The organism is Streptomyces sp. NPDC034103, assembly GCF_055575395.1.
The window spans coordinates 22,228-42,165 of record NZ_JBVISS010000024.1 but is presented as its reverse complement, the minus strand read 5'-3'; the positions used below and the strand labels follow the sequence as shown (position 1 = coordinate 42,165).

At 72.0% G+C, this 19,938-nt stretch carries 16 protein-coding genes; 10 read left to right on the top strand and 6 right to left on the bottom strand.

Annotated features, from left to right (window positions below):
* Positions 1-234: 234 nt before the first annotated feature.
* From ACZ56U_RS37870 to ACZ56U_RS37850, 5 genes are all read left to right on the top strand, one after another.
* On the top strand, positions 235-1,296 hold the full coding sequence (locus ACZ56U_RS37870) for a S1C family serine protease (protein WP_469088481.1): 1,062 nt from the start codon (positions 235-237) through the stop codon (positions 1,294-1,296).
* A 25-nt stretch (positions 1,297-1,321) separates the two neighbouring features.
* Positions 1,322-1,489 (top strand): hypothetical protein, encoded by a 168-nt coding sequence (locus ACZ56U_RS37865; RefSeq protein ID WP_469088480.1) that lies wholly within the window; start codon positions 1,322-1,324, stop codon positions 1,487-1,489.
* An 83-nt stretch (positions 1,490-1,572) separates the two neighbouring features.
* The gene (locus tag ACZ56U_RS37860; RefSeq protein ID WP_469088479.1) at positions 1,573-2,310 is read left to right on the top strand and encodes a response regulator transcription factor; all 738 of its coding nucleotides are present in this window, start codon (positions 1,573-1,575) and stop codon (positions 2,308-2,310) included.
* Positions 2,307-3,740 carry a HAMP domain-containing sensor histidine kinase gene (locus ACZ56U_RS37855; protein ID WP_469088478.1) on the top strand — a complete coding sequence of 478 codons (1,434 nt, stop codon included), beginning with the start codon at positions 2,307-2,309 and terminating at the stop codon, positions 3,738-3,740. Before ACZ56U_RS37860 ends, ACZ56U_RS37855 begins: the two co-directional genes overlap by 4 nt.
* Before the next feature lie 125 nt (positions 3,741-3,865).
* Positions 3,866-5,932, top strand: a complete 2,067-nt coding sequence (locus tag ACZ56U_RS37850) for a pectinesterase family protein (protein ID WP_469088477.1) — start codon at positions 3,866-3,868, stop codon at positions 5,930-5,932.
* Positions 5,933-6,093: 161 nt separating this feature from the next.
* Here the strand turns inward: ACZ56U_RS37850 and ACZ56U_RS37845 are convergent, their stop codons facing one another.
* Positions 6,094-7,899, bottom strand: coding sequence for a bifunctional metallophosphatase/5'-nucleotidase (locus ACZ56U_RS37845; protein ID WP_469088476.1), 1,806 nt, complete (start codon positions 7,897-7,899; stop codon positions 6,094-6,096).
* Between the two features lie 159 nt (positions 7,900-8,058).
* Here ACZ56U_RS37845 and mshD point away from each other — a divergent pair, with 159 nt between their 5' ends.
* A complete protein-coding gene (mshD, locus tag ACZ56U_RS37840; RefSeq protein WP_469088475.1) occupies positions 8,059-8,985 on the top strand; it encodes a mycothiol synthase in 927 nt (308 codons plus the stop codon).
* 163 nt (positions 8,986-9,148) lie between these two features.
* Here mshD and ACZ56U_RS37835 read toward each other — a convergent pair whose 3' ends face one another.
* From ACZ56U_RS37835 to ACZ56U_RS37815, 5 genes are all read right to left on the bottom strand, one after another.
* Complete coding sequence (locus ACZ56U_RS37835; RefSeq protein ID WP_469088474.1) at positions 9,149-9,808, bottom strand: ABC transporter; 660 nt, start codon at positions 9,806-9,808, stop codon at positions 9,149-9,151.
* A gap of 207 nt (positions 9,809-10,015) precedes the next feature.
* Positions 10,016-11,530 carry an ABC transporter permease gene (locus tag ACZ56U_RS37830; protein ID WP_469088473.1) on the bottom strand — a complete coding sequence of 505 codons (1,515 nt, stop codon included), beginning with the start codon at positions 11,528-11,530 and terminating at the stop codon, positions 10,016-10,018.
* Positions 11,527-12,387 carry an ABC transporter ATP-binding protein gene (locus ACZ56U_RS37825; protein ID WP_469088472.1) on the bottom strand — a complete coding sequence of 287 codons (861 nt, stop codon included), beginning with the start codon at positions 12,385-12,387 and terminating at the stop codon, positions 11,527-11,529. Before ACZ56U_RS37825 ends, ACZ56U_RS37830 begins: the two co-directional genes overlap by 4 nt.
* Positions 12,384-13,202, bottom strand: a complete 819-nt coding sequence (locus ACZ56U_RS37820; protein WP_469088471.1) for a zf-HC2 domain-containing protein — start codon at positions 13,200-13,202, stop codon at positions 12,384-12,386. The genes ACZ56U_RS37825 and ACZ56U_RS37820 overlap by 4 nt, the downstream gene beginning before the upstream one ends.
* 31 nt (positions 13,203-13,233) lie before the next feature.
* Positions 13,234-13,773 (bottom strand): RNA polymerase sigma factor, encoded by a 540-nt coding sequence (locus ACZ56U_RS37815; protein WP_469088470.1) that lies wholly within the window; start codon positions 13,771-13,773, stop codon positions 13,234-13,236.
* Positions 13,774-14,492: 719 nt separating this feature from the next.
* Between ACZ56U_RS37815 and ACZ56U_RS37810 the strand changes: the two genes are divergently transcribed.
* The 4 genes from ACZ56U_RS37810 to pstS all read left to right on the top strand — a co-directional run bounded on the left by ACZ56U_RS37810 (position 14,493) and on the right by pstS (position 19,920).
* The gene (locus ACZ56U_RS37810; protein ID WP_469088469.1) at positions 14,493-16,853 is read left to right on the top strand and encodes an RNA degradosome polyphosphate kinase; all 2,361 of its coding nucleotides are present in this window, start codon (positions 14,493-14,495) and stop codon (positions 16,851-16,853) included.
* On the top strand, positions 16,834-17,910 hold the full coding sequence (locus tag ACZ56U_RS37805; RefSeq protein WP_469088468.1) for a CHAD domain-containing protein: 1,077 nt from the start codon (positions 16,834-16,836) through the stop codon (positions 17,908-17,910). The genes ACZ56U_RS37810 and ACZ56U_RS37805 overlap by 20 nt, the downstream gene beginning before the upstream one ends.
* Positions 17,911-17,934: 24 nt before the next feature.
* Positions 17,935-18,372, top strand: a complete 438-nt coding sequence (locus ACZ56U_RS37800) for an NUDIX hydrolase (protein WP_469088467.1) — start codon at positions 17,935-17,937, stop codon at positions 18,370-18,372.
* A gap of 423 nt (positions 18,373-18,795) precedes the next feature.
* Positions 18,796-19,920, top strand: a complete 1,125-nt coding sequence (gene pstS, locus ACZ56U_RS37795; RefSeq protein ID WP_469088466.1) for a phosphate ABC transporter substrate-binding protein PstS — start codon at positions 18,796-18,798, stop codon at positions 19,918-19,920.
* The last annotated feature ends 18 nt before the right edge of the window (positions 19,921-19,938 follow it).

Genomic DNA, 19,938 nt, shown 5'->3' with positions numbered 1-19,938 from the left:
GCGGCTGCGAGTAGGTCCGGCTGCCGTCCGGCGCTCCTGCGGCTGCGAGCAGGTCCGGGCTGTCGTTTCGTCCGCGACGGGTCCGTGGCCGGTCGCGCGTGGGTCTTCATGAGGCCCGTCTGAGAAGGTTCCGCTCGCTCCCTGGTGGGGCTTTATATCGGGCGAACGAGGTTCTGGCGGCGTTCTCAGGGAGCACTCAGGGAGCTCTCATGGTCGGGCGACAAGCTCGTTGTCATGACCGAGAGCTTCCGCCGCGACGGCGAGTACGAGCAGCAGTACGCGAACCCCTACCGGGGCGCCCAGCAGCACGCCTCAGCCTCCCCCGTGAACCCGGAGTGGCCGCCCCCGCCGGCGCAGCCGCCCGGCAACGGTGGCGGTACGGCTCTCCTGACCGCGCCCCCCGCCGAACCGGAGCCGCGCAAGAAGCGTACCCGGGGTCCGCTCGCCCTCCTCGCGGCCGTGGCGATCGTCGCCGCCGCGATCGGTGGCGGTACGGCGTACGGCATCCAGGAGCTCACCGGCCACGACACGGTCGCCTCCAGCAGCACCAGCACCACCGTCGTGCCGTCCGCCGACAGGGGCACGGTCTCCGGGGTCGCGAAGGCGGTCAGCCCGAGCATCGTCGAGGTCAACGCGACGCTCAACAACGGCTCGTCCACCGGCTCCGGCGTGATCATCACCGGTGACGGCGAGATCGTCACCAACAACCACGTCATCTCCGGCGCCACCTCGATCAAGGTCTCCACGAGCGACGGCAAGCAGTACACGGCCAAGGTCGTCGGCACCGACAGCGCCAAGGACCTCGCCCTGATCAAGCTGGAGAACGCCTCCGGCCTCACCGCCGCGACCCTCGGCGACTCCGACGGTGTCCAGGTCGGCGACGAGGTCGTGGCGATCGGCTCCCCCGAGGGCCTCACCGGCACCGTCACCAGCGGCATCGTCTCCGCGCTGAACCGGGACGTGACCGTCTCGACCGACGAGGGCCGGCAACAGCAGCAGGGCGGCAATGGGCAGTGGCCGTTCGAGTTCGGCGGTCAGCAGTTCAACGGCGACACCGGTTCGTCCACGACGACGTACAAGGCGCTCCAGACCGACGCGTCCCTGAACCCCGGGAACTCCGGCGGCGCGCTGATCGACATGAACGGCAACATCATCGGCATCAACTCGGCGATGTACTCGGCCGCCTCGGACTCCTCCTCGTCCGACGCCGGCAGCGTGGGCCTCGGCTTCGCCATCCCGATCAACACCGTCAAGGCCGACCTCGCCGGGCTGCGGGCCGGCGGCAGCGACAACTGACCCTCACCGGACCCGGGAGTACGTCATGATCAAGCAGGTTTCCCACACCGTGGCCGGCCATGACCCGGCCGGCACTGCCCTGGCACTGGACGTGGCGTACGAGCTGAACGCGCCGACCATCGCCGTGCGGGCACCCGAGGTCGCCGCCCCGAGCACCGGCCGAACGGCACGCCGGCGCAGGGTCCGCGCCTGACCCTCCATGCCTTGGCCCGACAGCGCGGAACCATGCGAGGCTGAGAGCACCCCGTCCCACCGCACCCCGAGGAACCACGAGCGATGAGCCCCGCCGACGGCGACCGTGACCCCCAGCGCATCCTGATCGTCGACGACGAGCCGGCCGTGCGGGAAGCACTCCAGCGCAGCCTCGCCTTCGAGGGGTACGACACCGAGGTGGCGGTCGACGGCGCGGACGCGCTGGAGAAGGCGACGGCCTACCAGCCGGACCTGGTGGTCCTCGACATCCAGATGCCGCGCATGGACGGGCTGACCGCCGCGCGCCGGATGCGGGGCGCGGGCACGACGACGCCGATCCTGATGCTCACCGCCCGGGACACGGTGGGTGACCGGGTGACGGGACTGGACGCGGGCGCCGACGACTACCTGGTCAAGCCGTTCGAACTGGACGAACTGTTCGCGCGGGTTCGTGCGTTGCTGCGGCGCAGCTCCTACGCGGCGGCCGCGAGCGCGGGCACGGTGCCCGAGGACGAGGCGCTGACCTTCGCGGATCTGCGGATGGATCTGGCCACGCGGGAGGTGACGCGGGCGGGGCGGTCGGTCGAGCTGACCCGTACCGAGTTCACGCTGCTGGAAATGTTCATGGCGCATCCGCGTCAGGTGCTGACCCGTGAGCAGATCCTGAAGGCGGTGTGGGGCTTCGACTTCGAGCCGTCGTCGAACTCGCTGGACGTGTACGTGATGTACCTGCGGCGCAAGACGGAGGCGGGCGGCGAGCCGCGGCTCGTGCACACCGTGCGGGGCGTGGGATACGTGTTGCGGCAGGGCGGGGCGGAGTGAACAGGGTGGTGCGCCGGTTCCGCGCGCTTCCCATCCGGGCACGGTTGTCGCTGCTGGTCGCCGCGGCGGTGGCGTTCGCGGTGGCGGCGGTCTCGGTGACGTGTTGGTTCATCGTGCAGGGCAAGCTGTACCAGCAGGTCAACGACGAGCTCGAGCAGATGGCGCGACGGCCCGGCACGGTCAACACGCTCCTTCAGCAGTGCACGCAGGCCCCCCAGGGGAACACCCAGCTGTTCCCCGGTCGCAACGACTACGTCCAGGCGATCAAGGAGACCGGCTCGCCCTGCGTCGCCCCGGACTCCCCGGCCACCGTCAAGGTCACCGACTCCGACAAGGAAGTGATCAAGGAGGCCAGGACCCTTCAGGGCGGCTTCCGCGACGGCACCGACGAGGAGGGCAACGCCGTACGCGTGCTGACCCTGTACCTGGGGGTCGACCAGAACGACTCACAGGGCGTCGCCGTACAGCTCGCCGTCCCCCTGAAGGCCACCCGGTCCACCCTCAACGAGCTCGCCCTCATCCTTCTCCTCGTCTCCGGCGTCGGAGTGCTCGGGGCCGGTGCCGCCGGCCTCGCGGTGGCCCGCGCCGGTCTCCGCCCCGTCGACAAGCTGACCGAGGCCGTCGAACACGTGGCCAGGACCGAGGACCTGAACGTCCGCATCCCGGTGGAGGACGACGCCGAGGACGAAGTGGCCCGGCTCTCCCGGTCCTTCAACTCCATGACCTCCTCCCTCGCCAGCTCCCGCGAGCTCCAGCAGCAGCTGATCGCGGACGCCGGGCACGAGCTGCGCACCCCCCTCACCTCCCTGCGCACCAACATCGAGCTCCTCACCCGCAGCGAGGAGACGGGGCGGCCCCTCCCCGAGGCCGACCGCAAGGCGCTCCTCGCGTCGGTGAAGGCGCAGATGACGGAACTGGCGTCGCTGATCGGCGACTTGCAGGAGCTGTCCCGGTCCGAGGGCCAGCGCGGTGAGCGCGTCCAGGTGGTCTCGCTGGAGGACACCGTGGAAGCGGCGCTGCGTCGCGCACGGCTGCGGGGGCCCGAGCTGACCATCGACGCCGACCTCCGGCCCTGGTACGTCCGCGCGGAGCCCGCCGCGCTGGAGCGTGCGGTCGTCAACGTGCTCGACAACGCGGTGAAGTTCAGCCCCGAGGGCGCCGCGGTCGAGGTGCGGCTCGCCGACGGTGTGCTCACCGTCCGCGACCACGGGCCCGGCGTCGCCGAGGACGAACTCCCTTACGTCTTCGACCGGTTCTGGCGCTCCCCCAGCGCCCGCGCCCTGCCGGGCTCGGGCCTGGGCCTGTCGATCGTCGCGCGCACGGTGGAACAGGCGGGCGGCACGGTGACGCTGACCCGCGCGGACGGCGGCGGCACGGTGGCGACCGTACGGCTGCCGGGGGCGCCTGTGCCGCCGCCGGAAGCTCCGTAGGCAGGTCCGACCCCGCGGCAGGGAGGACGGTCGCGGGTCACCCCGCCCCGGCAACCTTTTTCCCGGCGGCTCCGACAGCCAGGTGACCTCAAGCCCTCCACACCTGACCTGATCGGAAGCAGCCCGTGACTGAACCCCGCAGCAGGGCCCCTCGGCACCGCAGGCGCAGGACCACGCTGGCCGCCGGTGTCCCCGTGGCCCTGATCTCGACCGGCGTGCTCGCCTACGGCCCGCTCTTCGGTGACGACGCCCTGTCCAAGGCGTCCGCCGCGACCACCGCCGCCCCCGCCTGGGCGACCGCCACCGCCGACGGCTTCGCCTCCGTCAACGCCCTCGGCCAGAACGGCACGTACGGCGGCCGGGGCGGACAGATCGTCACCGTCACCACCCTCGCCGATCTCGAGAGGTACGCGACCGCCGCCGAGCCCTACGTCATCGTCGTCGCCGGGACGATCACCATGAACCCGGTCGGCAAGGAGATCAAGGTCCAGAGCAACAAGACCATCGTCGGGTCCGGGACCTCCGGGCACATCGTGGGCGGTGGGTTCTTCCTCGGGGCCGGAGTCCACAACGTGATCATCCGGAACCTGACCATCAGGGACGCCTACCAGGGCATCTGGAACGACAAGGACCACGACTTCGACGCCATCCAGATGGACGGCGCCCACCACGTCTGGATCGACCACAACGACCTGCGGCACATGGCCGACGGGCTCATCGACGTCCGCAAGGACAGCACCTACGTGACGGTGTCCTGGAACAAGCTCGGCCAGGACAACAAGGCCTTCGGCATCGGGTGGACCGAGAACGTCGTCACCGACATCACCATCCACCACAACTGGATACGCGAGACCGAGCAGCGCAACCCCTCCACCGACAACGCCGCCCACGCGCACCTCTACAACAACTTCCTGGAGGACGTGGCCGGCACCGACATCAAGTCGTCGTACGGGAACTACTCGCGCGGCGCCACCAGGATGCTGCTGGAGAACTCCTACTTCCAGGGCGTCAACAACCCCGTCATCAAGGACGGCACCGCGACCATCGTGCAGAAGGGCAACACCTTCGTGGGCACGAGCGGGCGCAACGAGAGCGGGGGCAGCGCCTTCGACCCGAAGAGCTTCTACCCGTACACCCTCGACGCCACGGCCGACGTGCCCGCGCTCCTGAAGTCCGGTGCGGGGCCGCGGGGTTCGATCGGTACGACGGCGCGCACCACCGCCGCGGCCGCCGCCACGACCCTCACCGTCGCCAAGGACGGCAGCGGGCAGTACACGACCGTGCAGGCCGCGGTGAACGCCGTGCCCGCGAACAACCCCTCGCGCGTGGTCATCAACGTCAAGCCGGGGACGTACCGCGAGCTGGTGAAGGTCCCCGCCAACAAGCCGCACGTCACCATCCAGGGCACGGGCGCCGGCCGGGGCGACACGGTGATCGTCTACAACAACGCCTCCGGCACCCCGAAGCCGGACGGGTCGGGCACCTACGGGACGGGCGGCAGCGCCAGCGTCGCCGTGGAGGCCGACGACTTCCAGGCGCGCAACCTGACGATCTCCAACGACTTCGACGAGAAGGCCCACCAGAGCCTCAGCGGACACCAGGCGGTCGCCCTGCGGACCGCCGCCGACAAGGTGTTCCTCGACGGGGTCATCGTCACCGGCGACCAGGACACGCTGCTCGTGGACACCGCGGCCAAGGACCGGCTGGGCCGGGTCTACATGCGGAACTCCTACGTCGTCGGCAACGTCGACTTCATCTTCGGCCGCGCCACCGCCGTGATCGACAAGTCCGTCATCACACTGAAGAAGCGCTGGGACGGCACCTCGGCCGGCTATGTCACCGCGCCCAGCACCGCCGCGAACCGCAAGGGCATCCTGATCGCCAACTCGGCGGTCAACGGTGACGTGTCCGCCGCGAGCTTCTACCTGGGCCGCCCCTGGCACGCCGGCGGCGACGCGACCCTCGACCCGCAGACCACGGTCCGCAACACCGCGCTCAGCGCGGCGATCAAGTCCACCCCGTGGACCGACATGAGCGGGTTCTCCTGGAAGGACGACCGGTTCGCCGAGTACAAGAACACCGGCGCGGGTTCCGGATCGGCGAGCGGCAACCGGCCCATGCTGACCGACGCCCAGGCCGCCACCCAGGAGATCGCGGACTGGCTCGGCGACTGGACCCCGACCGCTTCCTGACCGGGGCGCGGCCGACGCGCCCGCGAGCCGTGAACCCGCGCGATCAGTTCGTCGTGGGCGCCGGTCGCCGGTCTCCGCCAGGCGTCCGCCGTCCACGACGAGCACTACGCGAAAAGGCGGCCGCGTCGGGTGACGCGGCCGCCTCTCGGTGAAAAGCGTGCTTACTTGACGATCGTGATCCGGTTCGCCGCCGGGGGCGCGATCGGGCTGGTGGCCGAGGAGTTGGCCAGCAGGTACTGCTCGAGCGCCGCCAGGTCGTCCGTGCCGACGACGTCGTTGGTGCCCTGTCCCAGCGTGGTGATGCCGTCGCCGCCGCCCGCGAGGAAGCTGTTGGTCGCGACGCGGTACGTGGCCGCCGGGTCGATGGCCGCGCCGTTGAGCCGGACGGAGTCGAGGACGATCCGCTCGGCGCCGGTCTTCGTCAGGTCCAGCGTGTACGTCAGGCCCGACGACGGCTGGAGGATCTTCGGCGAGGCCGCGTTGCTGCCGCTCACCTGCTCCTGGAGGACCTTGATCAGCTGGGCGCCGGTGAAGTCCTGGAGGTTCACGGTGTTGGAGAACGGCTGCACGGTGAAGCCCTCGGCGTAGGTCACCACACCGTCGCCCTCGGTGCCCTTGGCCGCGTAGGTGAGGCCCGCGCGCACGCCGCCCGGGTTCATCAGCGCGAGGTCGGTCTCCGGGTCGAGCTGCTTGCCGTAGGCGAGCTGCGCGTCGGCGATGAGGTCACCCATCGGGGACTCGGTGCCGGTGCTCGGGACGTCGGCGGAGATGTAGCCGATCGCACGGTTGCCGATGGGCGCCGCGAGGGTGCTCCACCTGCTGATCAGCTCGGTCATGTCCGGCGCCTTGGCGACGGTCCGGGTGACCACGTGGTTCGCCGACTTCACGGCCGTACGGGCGATGTCACCCGTCCAACGGTCGTACGTGAGCGTGGTGTCCGTGTACAGACGGCCGAAGGAGGCGGCCGAGGTGACCGTGCGCGGGTTGCCCGCCGGGTCCTTGATGGTGCACGCGTAGGCGGCGTGGGTGTGTCCCGTCACCAGCGCGTCGACCTGCGGGGTGATGTTCTTGGCGATGTCCACGATCGGGCCGGAGATGCCGTCGCCCGCGCCCGGGGCGTCGCAGTCGTAGTTGTACGACCCGGAGGCCGGGGCCCCGCCCTCGTGGATGAGGGCCACGATCGACTTCACGCCCTGGCGCTGGAGCTCCTTGGCGTACTTGTTGATCGTCTCGACCTCGTCCTTGAACTTCAGGCCCTTGACGCCCTCGGCGGAGACGACACCCGGGGTGTCCTCCAGGGTGACGCCGATGAAACCGACCTTGACGTCCTTCTTCTTCCACACCCAGTAGGGCTTGAGGATCGGCTTGCCGGTCTTCTCGTTCAGGACGTTGGCCGCGAGGTAGGGGAAGTCCGCGCCCTCGAACTCCTCGTCCGTGTAGCAGCCGGCGGTCGGGTGACAGCCGCCCCTCTGCAGACGGGCCAGTTCCTTGGCGCCCTCGTCGAACTCGTGGTTGCCCACCGAGGTGACGTCCAGGTCCAGCTTGTTGAGCGCCTCGATGGTCGGCTCGTCGTGGAACAGGCCCGAGATGAGCGGGGACGCACCGACCATGTCACCACCGGCGGCGGTGATCGAGTACCTGTTGCCCGCGCGCGCCTCCCGCAGATGCGTCGCCAGGTACTCGACACCACCGGCGTCGATCGTCTTGGTCGTGCCGTCCGCCTGGAGCTCGGTGACGCGGCCGGAGGAACCGGACGGCGGCTCCAGGTTGCCGTGCAGGTCGTTGAAGGACAGCAGCTGCACGTCCTGGTAGCGACCCGGCGCGGGATGACGCGAGGTGTGCGTCTCGTCCGCGGCGGCCGTCGAGGGCATCGCGGCGGCGAGGGCGCCGACGGTCGCGAGACCGGCGGTCGCGGCAAGGAGCCGGACGGTCCGTCTGCGGCGGTGCGGCTGGGATATGGCTGGCATGCGCCCCCCTGTGGGATGTCTGGAAACACGTGGGCCCCGTCCGGCGCAGCCTAAAGTCAACGCGCGTAGCGCGACAGGGGTTTCCCGGTTACATCCTGGTTTCCCTTTGCCCCTCCCTTTGCCGCCACTTTGCGGGCGCTCCCCCGTACCCTCGTACGCATGACCAGCGACGACACCGCACGCCGTGGCACCGCCCGCTCGATCGACACCTATCCGGCACTCACCCCGGACCGCACCGAAGCGGTGCTGGCGCTCCTCGCGGAGGCCGCGCACGAGGACGGTCGGCAGGCGGTGTCGGAGCAGGGACGGCTCCAGCTGCGCGGCGGCGCCCGCGAGGGCGTCTCCCATCTGCTGCTGTCCGTCGACGGCGAACTCGTCGGCTACGCCCAACTGGAGGACACCGACCCGGTGGAGGCACCGGCCGCGGAACTGGTGGTGCACCCCGCCCACCGCGGCCACGGTCACGGCCGGGCGCTGGGCGCCGCCCTCCTCGCCGCCTCCGGCAAGCGGCTGCGGGTGTGGGCCCACGGCGGCCACTCCGCGGCCCGGCACCTCGCCCAGGTCCTCGGGCTGACCCTCTTTCGTGAGCTGCGCCAGATGCGGCGCCCGCTCACCGGCCTCGAACTGCCCGACCCGGTGCTCCCCGACGGCGTGACCGTCCGCGCCTTCGTCCCCGGTCAGGACGACGCCGACTGGCTCGCGGTCAACGCCGCCGCCTTCGCCCACCACCCCGAGCAGGGCTCCCTGGTCCAGCGCGACCTCGACGCCCGCATGGGCGAGCCCTGGTTCGACCCGGCCGGCTTCTTCCTCGCCTTCCGCGGCGCCGAACTGATCGGCTTCCACTGGACCAAGGTCCACACGGCGGAGCGGCTGGGCGAGGTGTACGTCCTGGGTGTGAAGCCGGGCGCGCAGGGCGGTGGCCTCGGCAAGTCCCTCACCACGATCGGCCTGCGGCACCTCGCGGCACAGGGGCTGCCGACGGCGATGCTGTACGTCGACGCCGACAACACCGCGGCGGTGTCGGTGTACGAGCGGCTGGGGTTCGCGACGTACGAGACGGATCTGATGTACCGGACGGAGACGTGACGCCGGGGCTGACGCCGACGCTGACCCCAGGGCTGCCACCGGCCTGAGCGGTCGGGGGTGGGTGCGCTGGGCGCGTTGGATGCGCTGGGTGCGCTGGGTGCGCTGGGTGCGCTGGGTGCGCTGAGTGGGATGGGTTCCGGCGCTGACCGGTGGCCCCCTGTCCTCAACCGCCGGACGGGCGGGGGATCCCCGGCCGGCGCCCCAACCGCTCCGGTCCGCACGCCGCCCACACGACCGCCGCCCCCACCAGCACCCACACCCACCGGTCGTGCGACGCCGCCCACCGCTCGTCGGTGGTCCCCACGAACATCGCCCACTCTCCCGGCAGCAGCAGCGGTGCCACGATCGCCGAGGTGAGGACCGCCGCGGCCACCGCCTGGCCCGGCTCGGGGGCCCCGGTGAAGCGAACCGCGACGGCGGCCACCGCCAGCGCGAGGGCGAAGATGGCCGCCGCCTCCAGGGTGACGTCACCCACGGGCGGACGTATCTCCCGCGGCACGAGCAGTACCGCGGTCGTCCAGGCAAGCGCCAGGAACGGGGTGACGAGCAGGACCCGCAGGGCCTGACGGACCGGACGCCGGGTCGGTACCGGCGCGGTCGTGTGCCGGGCCGGGTCGTCCAGCACGAACGCCAGGCCCAGCGCGAAGGCCAGCGCGGCGGCCCGCAACAGGTTGAGGGACAGCCACGCATCGCCGTCGACGGCCCACCGCGCCATCCCCGCGAGGAGCAGCCCTACGCCCCCGGCGGCCCCCAGCGCCCGCCACGGCAACGTCCGCAGCACAGGCACCGGCAACGCCCGCACCACCGCGGTGCTCCGCGCCATCGCCGTCCTCCTCATCGCACCCCGCCCCACCGCCCGCCCGGTCATCCGGCCACCTCCGCCACTCCCTGCACCCGGCCCGAGCGCCATCCCCGTATCCCCCATCCCGTCCTGAACTCCGACATCCGACCCACCTGGGCCCCGAGCGCGGCCTGGGCCCATGGACCCCGAGCCACCCGCCCCGGCCCGGCCCCAGTCCTCACGCCCGGCTCACTCGCACGAGTCCGCCTTCACCTTCGCGTTCACCCCGAGCAGCTCCGCCACCCGCTCGGTCGTCACCTTCGGCGAGGTCAGCTCCGCCCACCGGGACTTCACCTTGGCCTCGACCTCGGCCCGGGGCCGCTCCAGCAGCTCCCGTACGACCGTGGTGTGTCCCTCCGTCATCGACAGTGGCTCCGTCGGTGACAGCACGATCGCCGCGCCGGTCACGCTGTCGTCGAGGCGCACGTGCCTCAGCTGGGTGAGCGGGTCGGACTCCCAGGCCAGGGCCAGCCACATGACGGTGACCATGCGGCCGTCGCACAGTTCGGAGGCAGCGGCCTCGTCACCCGCGACCAGCACCCCGGCGACGGCGGTCGAGAACTCGGGGACGCGGTTGCCACCCCAGGACGTACCGACCGTCACCTGACCGGCGGCGCGCGACGGGGGTATCGCGGCGTCACCCTCCAGGCCGTACCTGGCGTCCACCCGCTGCCGCACGAGAACCCGCTGGTCATGTGCCCGGCCGCCGGCCAGGGAGCGCACCTGGTCCACGACCGAGGCCCAGTCCGCGGTCCGGGCCCGCCACTCCGGGAAGGCGCAGTACCGCGACCCGCCCCGCTCCACGCAGGTCTGCACCTGCTCGGGGTGGGCGGTGGCCCGCTCGCGCGCCGCCGTCGTCCCCGCGGAGACCCCCTGTCCCTGTGCGACCCCGCCCAGGACCGTCAACGCCACCGTCACGACGAACAGGGTGCGCACGGTCCACGAGCGGCTTCCGCCCAGGAGGACCGCGAACAGCGCCAGGCTCAGTGCCAGTGCGGCGAGATAGAGCGCGTGCCAGGCCGCGGGGCGGCCTATCAGGTCGGAGGGCAGGACGTTGGAGCTCGCTTCGGGCACCGACGGGGACAGCCAGCGCGTCCAGCCGCCGCCCGTCGCCGCGCCGAGCACGAACAGGAAGAGGAAGACCACGATCAGCAGCGGCGCCGCGAAGGCCGAGCCCACCAGCCGGGCCAGCAGAACGCCGACCGCGCCGAACAGCAGCACCGTCAGCGGGCCCACCAGCAGCTCACCGACCGAACCGCGCCCCACCGCGGTGGACTTGAACGCCTGCGCTCCGAACTGCGCCGCCACGCACACCGCGGTGAGCAGCACCGCCGGCAGGAGGGACAGCACATGCGCGACGGTCCGCCGGCCCCTTCCCATGACGAGCACACCGAAGTGCCCTTCGGTGCCGCGCCGCCGCGCTCTCAGCACCGCCTGGTTCACCGCCAGCAGCACCGCGAGACCGACCAGCAGCGGCCCGGCCTGGGTGGCTCGGTCGGCCTCCTGGAGGGCCGGGTAGCCGTCCGCGTAGTCCTGGGCGCGCCACACGATCCAGGCGATGTACCCCACGAAGCCGACGATCACCGTGACGCTCGTCAGCAGTCGGCGCGCCTCGAAGGCGGCGAGCGCGCCCACCGCCGCCCACGACTCGCGCGGCTCGGTCCGCTCGGCGGGCGGTGCCGCCACCGTCAGCGTGCCGCTCATGCCGCCACCTCCGCGACCGCGCCGTCGAGGGTGAGCAGGTAGCCGTCCTCCAGGGTGGGTTCGACGAGTTCGGCACCGGGCGGCGGGTCCCCCACGTTCCGGAAGGAGCCCGTGCCCGTGCGCCACCCCGCCTTCGCCCCCGGGTCGCGTTCGGTACTGCTCCACACCCGCCCGGCGGCCCGCGTGGTCAGCTCGGCCGGGGTGCCGTCGAACCGCACCCGCCCGGCCGCCATGACCACCACCCGGTGACAGAGCATCGCCACGTCCTCCGTCTGGTGGGTGGAGAGCAGGACCGTGCGCCCCTCGCCCGCCCGCGCTATCAACTCGCGGAACCGCATGCGCTGTTCGGGGTCCAGGCCGACCGTCGGCTCGTCCAGGACGAGGAAGCCCGGGTCGCCGACGAGCGCGGCGGCCAGCGCGACCCGCTGCCGCATCCCTCCGGAGAGCTTCTTGATGCGCTTCGCGCGGACCTCGCCCAGGTCGACCTCGTCCAGCACCCGGCGCACCTCGCGGTGGCGGGCGGCGCGATCGGTGAGCTCCTTCAGGATCGCCACGTAGTCGACGAACTCGAAGGCCGTGAAGTCCGGGTGGAATCCGGGGGTCTGGGGCAGATAGCCGAGCCGGCGCCGCACGTCCTGCCGGCCGCGCGTGGTACCCGGGTCGTGCCCGAGCACCGTGAAGGCGCCCCGGTCGGCGGGCACGGCGGTGGCCAGCACCCGCAACAGCGTGGTCTTTCCGGCCCCGTTGGGACCGAGCAGCCCGGTGACGCCGCGTGTCAGCCGCAGCGACACGTCGTCCAGGGCGCGGGTGCCGCCGTAGTGGAGGCTGAGCCCCGAGGCGGAGACTGTGGGTGTCATACGGCACTCCTGTGGGAGACGTCGAAGCGGTCACGGGCGAGGAAGAGCAGGCCGACCGCGAGGGCCGCGACGGCGGCGGAGGCGCTCTGGCCCACCGCCGTGAACGGCGCGAGCGGGCCGTCGCCACTCGTGTCGGCGACGACCAGCAGCGCGACCCACACGCCGCCGACGAGGGACGGCGCGAGCACCGGGCCCAGTCGGGGGGTCAGCGCGAGCCCGGTCGCGGTGAGAGCGAGCGCGGGCAACAGCCAGGCCAGAGCGCGCAGGCCGTAGTCGGGGAGCGCCAGGGTCGCCAGGCCGTCGAGGCCCAGGACGGTGGTGAGCACGGTGACCGTACGGATCATCAGTAGCCGGAACCCGTGCACCGGGCTGACCACCGCCATCTCGTACGTCGGGTCCAGCGCGGGCCCGTACGCCAGCGCCACTCCCGCGAGCGGCAGCAGCGGGGCGAGGGCGAGGAACAGCGTCGGCGAGTCCGCCGTGTACACCGCGCCGACCGTCGTCATCAGCACGAAGACCACCGCCGCCAGCCACGAGCGGCGCAGCACCGGTGTCGCCGCGAGCAGTCGCGCGGTGTGGTCCGCGACGCCGAGCCGCACCAGCAGCCCCTCGAACAGTCCCCGCCTGGGCACGTCGAGTTCGGCGTCGAGCCGGTCCCAGCCGGCGTCCAGGGCGACCGGGTCGCTCACGGAGGCGAGCACCTCGCGGCACCGCCCGCAGGAGACGAGGTGGGCGTCGGCGGACCACAGCATCGGTGGCGCCAACTCGCCCTGGGCGTAGGCCCGTAGATCCTCTTCGGCCACATGCCAGGTCATGCCGGCACCTCCTGTGTCCCGATGTGTGCCGTCATGCCAGCGCCTCCCGCAGTTGCTTCCGGGCCCGCATCGCCCGTGTCTTGACCGTCCCCGGCGGGATCCCCAGGACGACGGCCGCCTCGCGGGTGGTCAGCCCGTCGATGACCGTCGCCTGGAGGACCGCCCGGAGCTCGGGCGAGAGCCGGACGAGGGCGCCCGCGAGGTCTCCGTGCTCCACCCCCGCGAGCACGCGCTCCTCCGCGGACGCCTCGTCGCGGTGCCGCAGCCGGGCCAGCGCCTGCCGCAGCCTTCCGCGCGCCCCGTCGCCGCGCAGCGCGTCGACCAGCCGCCGGGAGCCGATGCGCCACAGCCAGCCGGCCACGTCACCCTCCTCGCGGTAGCGGGCCTTGCCCCGCCAGATCGCCAGGAACGTCTCCTGCACGACGTCGTCGACGACGCCCGCGTCGGCGCACCGGCCGCGCAGCCTGGCCGTCAGCCACGGCGCGAACCGCCGGTACAGCTCCTCGAAGGCGCGCCGGTCCCCGTCCGCCGCGGCCCGCAGCAGCTCCCCGTCGCTTCTCGTCTCGCTCACATCTCCCTCATCGCACGAGCCCCACCGATCGGTTCACGGAACGGCACCCGGCTTTTCCGGCCCGGATTCCTCCCGACCCGGCCGACCCGGCCGGCAGGACCACCCCGGCCGACCCGGCTCGCAGGATCACCCCGGCCGGCTCGGCCCACAGGACCACCTCAGCCGGCACGACGACCAGCCCGACCCGCGCGAGCGGCACGGCGAGCGGCACGTCCCGCCCCGCCTCCCGCCCCACCGTCACGACCAGCCCAGCCAGGGAGAGCCCGCATGACCGACACCGCGGTGGTGCGCCGCCGCACCCTCTAGACGGCAGGGCCGAGAGCTTCCGGGCCGTACGTCCTCCCACGGGGGTGGGACGTACGGCCCGGAGGCACGTCCGGGGACGTACCGCCCGGACCACGTCCGGGGACGGACGTACCGCCCGGAGACCCGCCCGCGAGGCCGGATCCTCGGAGACACCTCCGCGAGGCCCGATGCCCGCAGACACGCCAGCGAGGCCAGCTGCCCGCAGCCCCGCCCGCGAAACCGACCGCCCGCAGCCCCTCCCGCGAAGCCGACCGCCGCCGACACCCCACAAGCCCACCCCCCGCCGACACCCCCGCGCAGCCCGATCCCCCCAGACACCCCCGCGAAGCCGGACGCCCGGGATCCGCTCCCCGGTGTCCCACACGCCATGTCTCCGTAACCAATGGTTCAGACAGACTTGCGAGGCTCGGCGAATGCAGCCCGCCGTGCCAGAGCCTTCGCCGCCCCGGGAGGGGCCCGTGCGGAACGGAAGTGCCACCGCGCTCCCGCCCGCGCTGTCCGACGCGCCTGTCTCGCCCATGGCACGGAAGAATGGATCCATGAGCCAGCCCGAGACCCAGGCAGCACAGGTCCAGCACGCGCAGCCCTCCGTGGGCTCCATAGCCGCGCACCGTCCGCACACGATCGCCGCGGCCGTCTCCGACCTGGAACCCGACATCGACGCCGACCTCGACGCGTACGAGGAGGCACCGTACGACGGCGCCCAACTGCCGCAGGGTCGTTTCCTCGACCGGGAGCGCAGCTGGCTCGCCTTCAACGAACGCGTGCTCGAACTCGCCGAGGACCCGAGCACGCCCCTCCTGGAGCGCGCGAACTTCCTCGCGATCTTCGCCAGCAACCTGGACGAGTTCTTCATGGTCCGGGTGGCCGGTCTGAAGCGCCGCATCGCCACCGGCGTCGCCACCCGCTCCGCCTCCGGCCTCCAGCCGCGCGAGGTGCTGGAGATGATCTGGGCCCGCTCCCGCGAGCTGATGGCCCGGCACGCCGCCTGTTACCACGAGGACGTCGCCCCCGCACTCGCGGAGGAGGGCATCCACCTGGTCCGCTGGAACGAGCTCCAGGAGAAGGAGCAGGCCCGCCTGTTCACCCTGTTCCGGCACCAGATCTTCCCGGTCCTGACCCCGCTTGCGGTCGACCCGGCGCACCCCTTCCCGTACATCTCGGGCCTCTCGCTGAACCTCGCGGTCGTCGTGCGCAACCCCGTCACCGGCCACCGCCACTTCGCCCGCGTCAAGGTCCCGCCGCTGCTGTCCCGCTTCCTGGAGAGCTCCCCCGGCCGTTACGTCCCCATCGAGGACGTCATCGCCGCGCACCTGGAGGAGCTGTTCCCGGGCATGGAGGTGCTGGAGCACCACGCCTTCCGGCTGACCAGGAACGAGGACCTGGAGGTCGAGGAGGACGACGCCGAGAACCTGCTCCAGGCCCTGGAGAGGGAGCTCATGCGGCGCCGCTTCGGGCCGCCGGTGCGCTTGGAGGTGGAGGAGTCCATCGACCGGGAGGTGCTGGACCTGCTGGTGCGCGAGCTGAAGATCTCCGAGGCGGAGGTGTACCCGCTGCCGGGCCCCCTGGACCTCACGGGCCTCTTCCGCATCGCCTCGCTCGACCGGCCCGAACTGAAGTACAAGAAGTTCATCGCCGGCGTCCACCGCGATCTCGCCGAGGTCGAGTCGGCGTCCGCACCGGACATCTTCGCGGCCCTGCGCGCCCGTGACGTGCTGCTGCACCACCCGTACGACAGCTTCTCGACCTCCGTGCAGGCCTTCCTCCAGCAGGCGGCCGACGACCCGGACGTCCTCGCCATCAAGCAGACCCTGTACCGGACCTCGGGCGACTCCCCCATAGTCGACGCGCTCATCGACGCCGCCGAGGCCGGCAAGCAGGTCCTCGTCCTGGTCGAGATCAAGGCCCGCTTCGACGAGCACGCCAACATCAAGTGGGCGCGCAAGCTGGAGGAGGCGGGCTGCCATGTCGTCTACGGCCTGGTGGGGCTGAAGACCCACTGCAAGCTGTCGCTGGTGGTCCGCCAGGAGGGCGAGACGCTACGGCGCTACAGCCACGTCGGCACCGGCAACTACCACCCGAAGACGGCCCGCCTCTACGAGGACCTGGGTCTGCTCACCGCGGACCCGCAGGTCGGCGCGGACCTCTCGGACCTGTTCAACCGTCTGTCCGGCTACTCGCGCCGGGAGACCTACCGCCGCCTGCTGGTGGCCCCCAAGTCCCTGCGGGACGGTCTGATCTCGCGGGTCAACAAGGAGGTCCAGCACCACCGGGCCGGCCGCCCCGCGTTCATCCGCATCAAGGTCAACTCGATGGTGGACGAGGCGCTCATCGACTCGCTCTACCGCGCCTCCCAGGCCGGTGTGCCGGTCGACGTGTGGGTGCGCGGCATCTGCGCGATCCGCCCCGGCGTCCCCGGCCTGTCGGAGAACATCCGGGTGCGCTCGATCCTCGGCCGTTTCCTGGAGCACTCCCGGGTCTTCGGCTTCGGCAACGGCGGCGAGCCCGAGGTGTGGATCGGCAGCGCCGACATGATGCACCGCAACCTCGACCGCCGTATCGAGGCGCTGGTCAGGGTGACCGACCCGGCCCACCGCGCGGCCCTGAACCGCCTTCTGGAGACGGGCATGTCCGACGCCACCGCCTCCTGGCACCTGGGTCCGGACGGCGAGTGGGTACGGCACGCCACCGACGCGGACGGCCAGCCCCTGCGCAACGTCCAGGAGATGCTCATAGACGCCCGGAGGCGCCGGCGTGGCACAGCAACACCTTGACCCGACGGGTCCCCAGTCCAGGCACGTCGGGCCGCTGACGGGGGACGCCCTCGCGGGCTATCTCCGGGCCCGGGCCACGGAGTTCCTCCGCGCCCTGCGGCTGTACCGCGAAGGCGGTACGGCGGCGCCGAGCGGCGCGCAGGCCCCCGTCGACGCGGCCCGGGCGCTGCGCCGCTCGGCCCGCCGCATCAGCGGCAGCCTGCACACCTTCCGGCCGCTCCTCGATGCGGACTGGTCGGAGCGGATGCGGCCCGAACTGGCGTGGGTGTCGGGCACCCTGGCCTCGGAACACGCCTGCGAGGCCCGGCTGGAGCGGCTGCTGCTGGCGCTGCACCGGCTGTCGGGGGCGGCGGTGCTGCCCGCCCAGACCGTCGGCACCGCCCCGGTGCCCACCACGGCCCCCGCCGGCGCCCCCGACCGGGGCAACCTCACCGTCGGCGCGGCCAAGGCGGGCGCCCTCCTGGACCGCCAGCTCACCCTGGCCCGGACCCGGGCCCACAGCACCGCCCTGCAGTCGCTCGGCTCCTCCCGCTTCCACGCGGTCGCCGACAACATCGCCGTACTCGCCAGCGAGGTTCCCCTCGTGCAGTCGGCCGCGACCACGGACCTGCGCCCCCTCGCCCGAGCCGCCGAGGACCGTCTCGGGGACGCCGTCGCCGCGCTCCCCCTCATCACCGCGGGCCACCCCTACAACGCGGAGGCCCTCGTCCACGGCCTCTCCCCGGACCCGGCCCCGCACCCCCAGGACGCCCCCTGGCACCAGGTCCGCCTGCTGCTGCGCCTGCACCGGTACGCCCTCGAGGTCCTCGGCGGCGACGCGGGCGCTGCGGTCGATACGGTCGACGTGCGGCTGCTCGCGGCGGGCGAGGCGCTCGACCGGCACCGGGACGCCTCGGAGGCGGCGGCCGCGGCGGCGCAGGCGGCCCGTACGCCCCGGATCGCGCCGGCGACGGCGTACGCCCTCGGTGTGCTCCACGCCGACCAGCGCCACGAGGTGGAGGCGGCCAGGTTCGCCTTCCAGCGTTCGTGGCAGTGGGAAACCGTCAGCACCTCGTAGTCGACCCGGAGGCGGTGAACCTCGGTGACCTCTTTCGACCCCGACACCTTCGACCCCGGCACCGTCCAGGCCGCGGGCTGCGTCCTGTGGCGTCGCTCGCCCCTCGACGGCGGGCTGGAGGTGTGCCTGGTCCACCGGCCGAAATACGACGACTGGTCGCACCCCAAGGGCAAGCTGAAGCGCGGCGAGGCCCCTCTCGCGGGCGCCCTGCGCGAGGTCGCCGAGGAGACGGGCTACGAGGTCCGCCCCGGCGCCCCGCTCCCCACCGTGCGCTATCTGGCCAACGGCCGCCCCAAGCAGGTCCACTACTGGGCCGCTCAGGCCGTGAGGGGCGGTTTCACCCCGAACACAGAGGTGGACCGCATCCTCTGGCTCTCCCCCACAGCCGCCCGCACCCACCTGACCCAACCCCGCGACCGCACGCTGGTGGACTCCCTACTGACCTCACTGCATCTCACCTAGGGGCGCGGGGAACGGCGCGACCAGCCACGACGAACCCGCACCCGACAACGCCGGCGCACCCCCGAGCAACTCCCCACCGACCTCACCGCAACGCCCCCAGGGGCGCGGGGAACTGCGCGACCAGCCACGACGGCCCCGCACCCGGCAACGGCCCCGCACCCCCCACCCCGCAGGCCACCCCGCCCCACCCAATGGAATGCCCCCGTGTCCTCGACGTGAGCCTTCCGTGACCTAACCACCCCTTCCGCAGGGGTTCACCCCCCGTTCATGTACGCCAGTCGGCGCCTTCACCTGTTCTGCCTAATTTCGGCCTTACGCGGTGCGGACCGCTTCACGGCAGAACACCTGCTGGACGCGTCCGCATCACCCAGTCTTCGCACGCCGCCGAATTCAGGACGGCGGCTCTCGGAAGGAACTCCCTCAGTGACGCTTCAGCGCAAGAACCGGCGAGCTCTCGCTCTCGGCGCGATCGCCGTCTCCGGCGCCCTGGCCCTCACGGCGTGCGGCTCCGACGACACCGGCGGCTCGGACGGCGCGAGCAACGCCACCGCCGCCAACAGCTCCATCAAGTGCGACGACGCCAAGGGTCAGCTGCTCGCCGACGGCTCGTCCGCGCAGAAGAACGCGATCGACGCCTGGGTCAAGTCCTTCACGGCCGCCTGCTCGGGCGTGCAGATCAACTACAAGGGTTCCGGTTCCGGCGCCGGCGTCACGGCCTTCACCCAGGGGCAGGTGGCCTTCGCCGGTTCGGACTCCGCGCTGAAGCCCGAAGAGGTCACCGCCTCCAAGTCGGTCTGCAAGGGCGGCCAGGGCATCGACCTGCCGATGGTCGGCGGTCCGATCGCGGTCGGCTTCAACGTCCCGGGCGTCGACAAGCTCGTCCTGGACGCCGAGACCCTCGCCAAGATCTTCGACAGCAAGATCACCAACTGGAACGACGCGGCGATCAAGAAGCTCAACCCCGACGCCAAGCTGCCCGACCTGAAGATCCAGGCGTTCCACCGCTCGGACGAGTCCGGCACCACGGACAACTTCACCAAGTACCTGATCGCCGCCTCCCCGGCGAACTGGAAGTACTCCGGCGGCAAGGCCTGGCAGGCCAAGGGCGGCCAGTCGGCCTCCGGCTCCTCCGGTGTCGCCCAGCAGGTCAAGCAGACCTCCGGCGCCATCTCCTACATGGAGCTGTCGTACGCCAAGGACGGCATCGTCCCGGTCACCATCGACACCGGCGCCTCCGCCCCGGTCGAGGCCACCGTCGACAACGCCACCAAGGCGATCGCGGCCGCCAAGGTCGTCGGCACCGGCAAGGACCTGTCCCTGCAGCTGGACTACGCCACCAAGGCCGACGGCGCCTACCCGATCACCCTGGTGACGTACGAGATCGTCTGCGACAAGGGCAACAAGGCCGACACCCTGCCCACCACGAAGGCGTTCCTGCGCTACATCGCCTCCGAGGACGGCCAGGGCCAGCTGGCGGACGCCGGCTACGCCCCGATCCCCGACGACATCATCGCCAAGGTCCGCACCACCATCGAGGGCCTGAGCTGAGCTGAGTGTGCGGTCCGG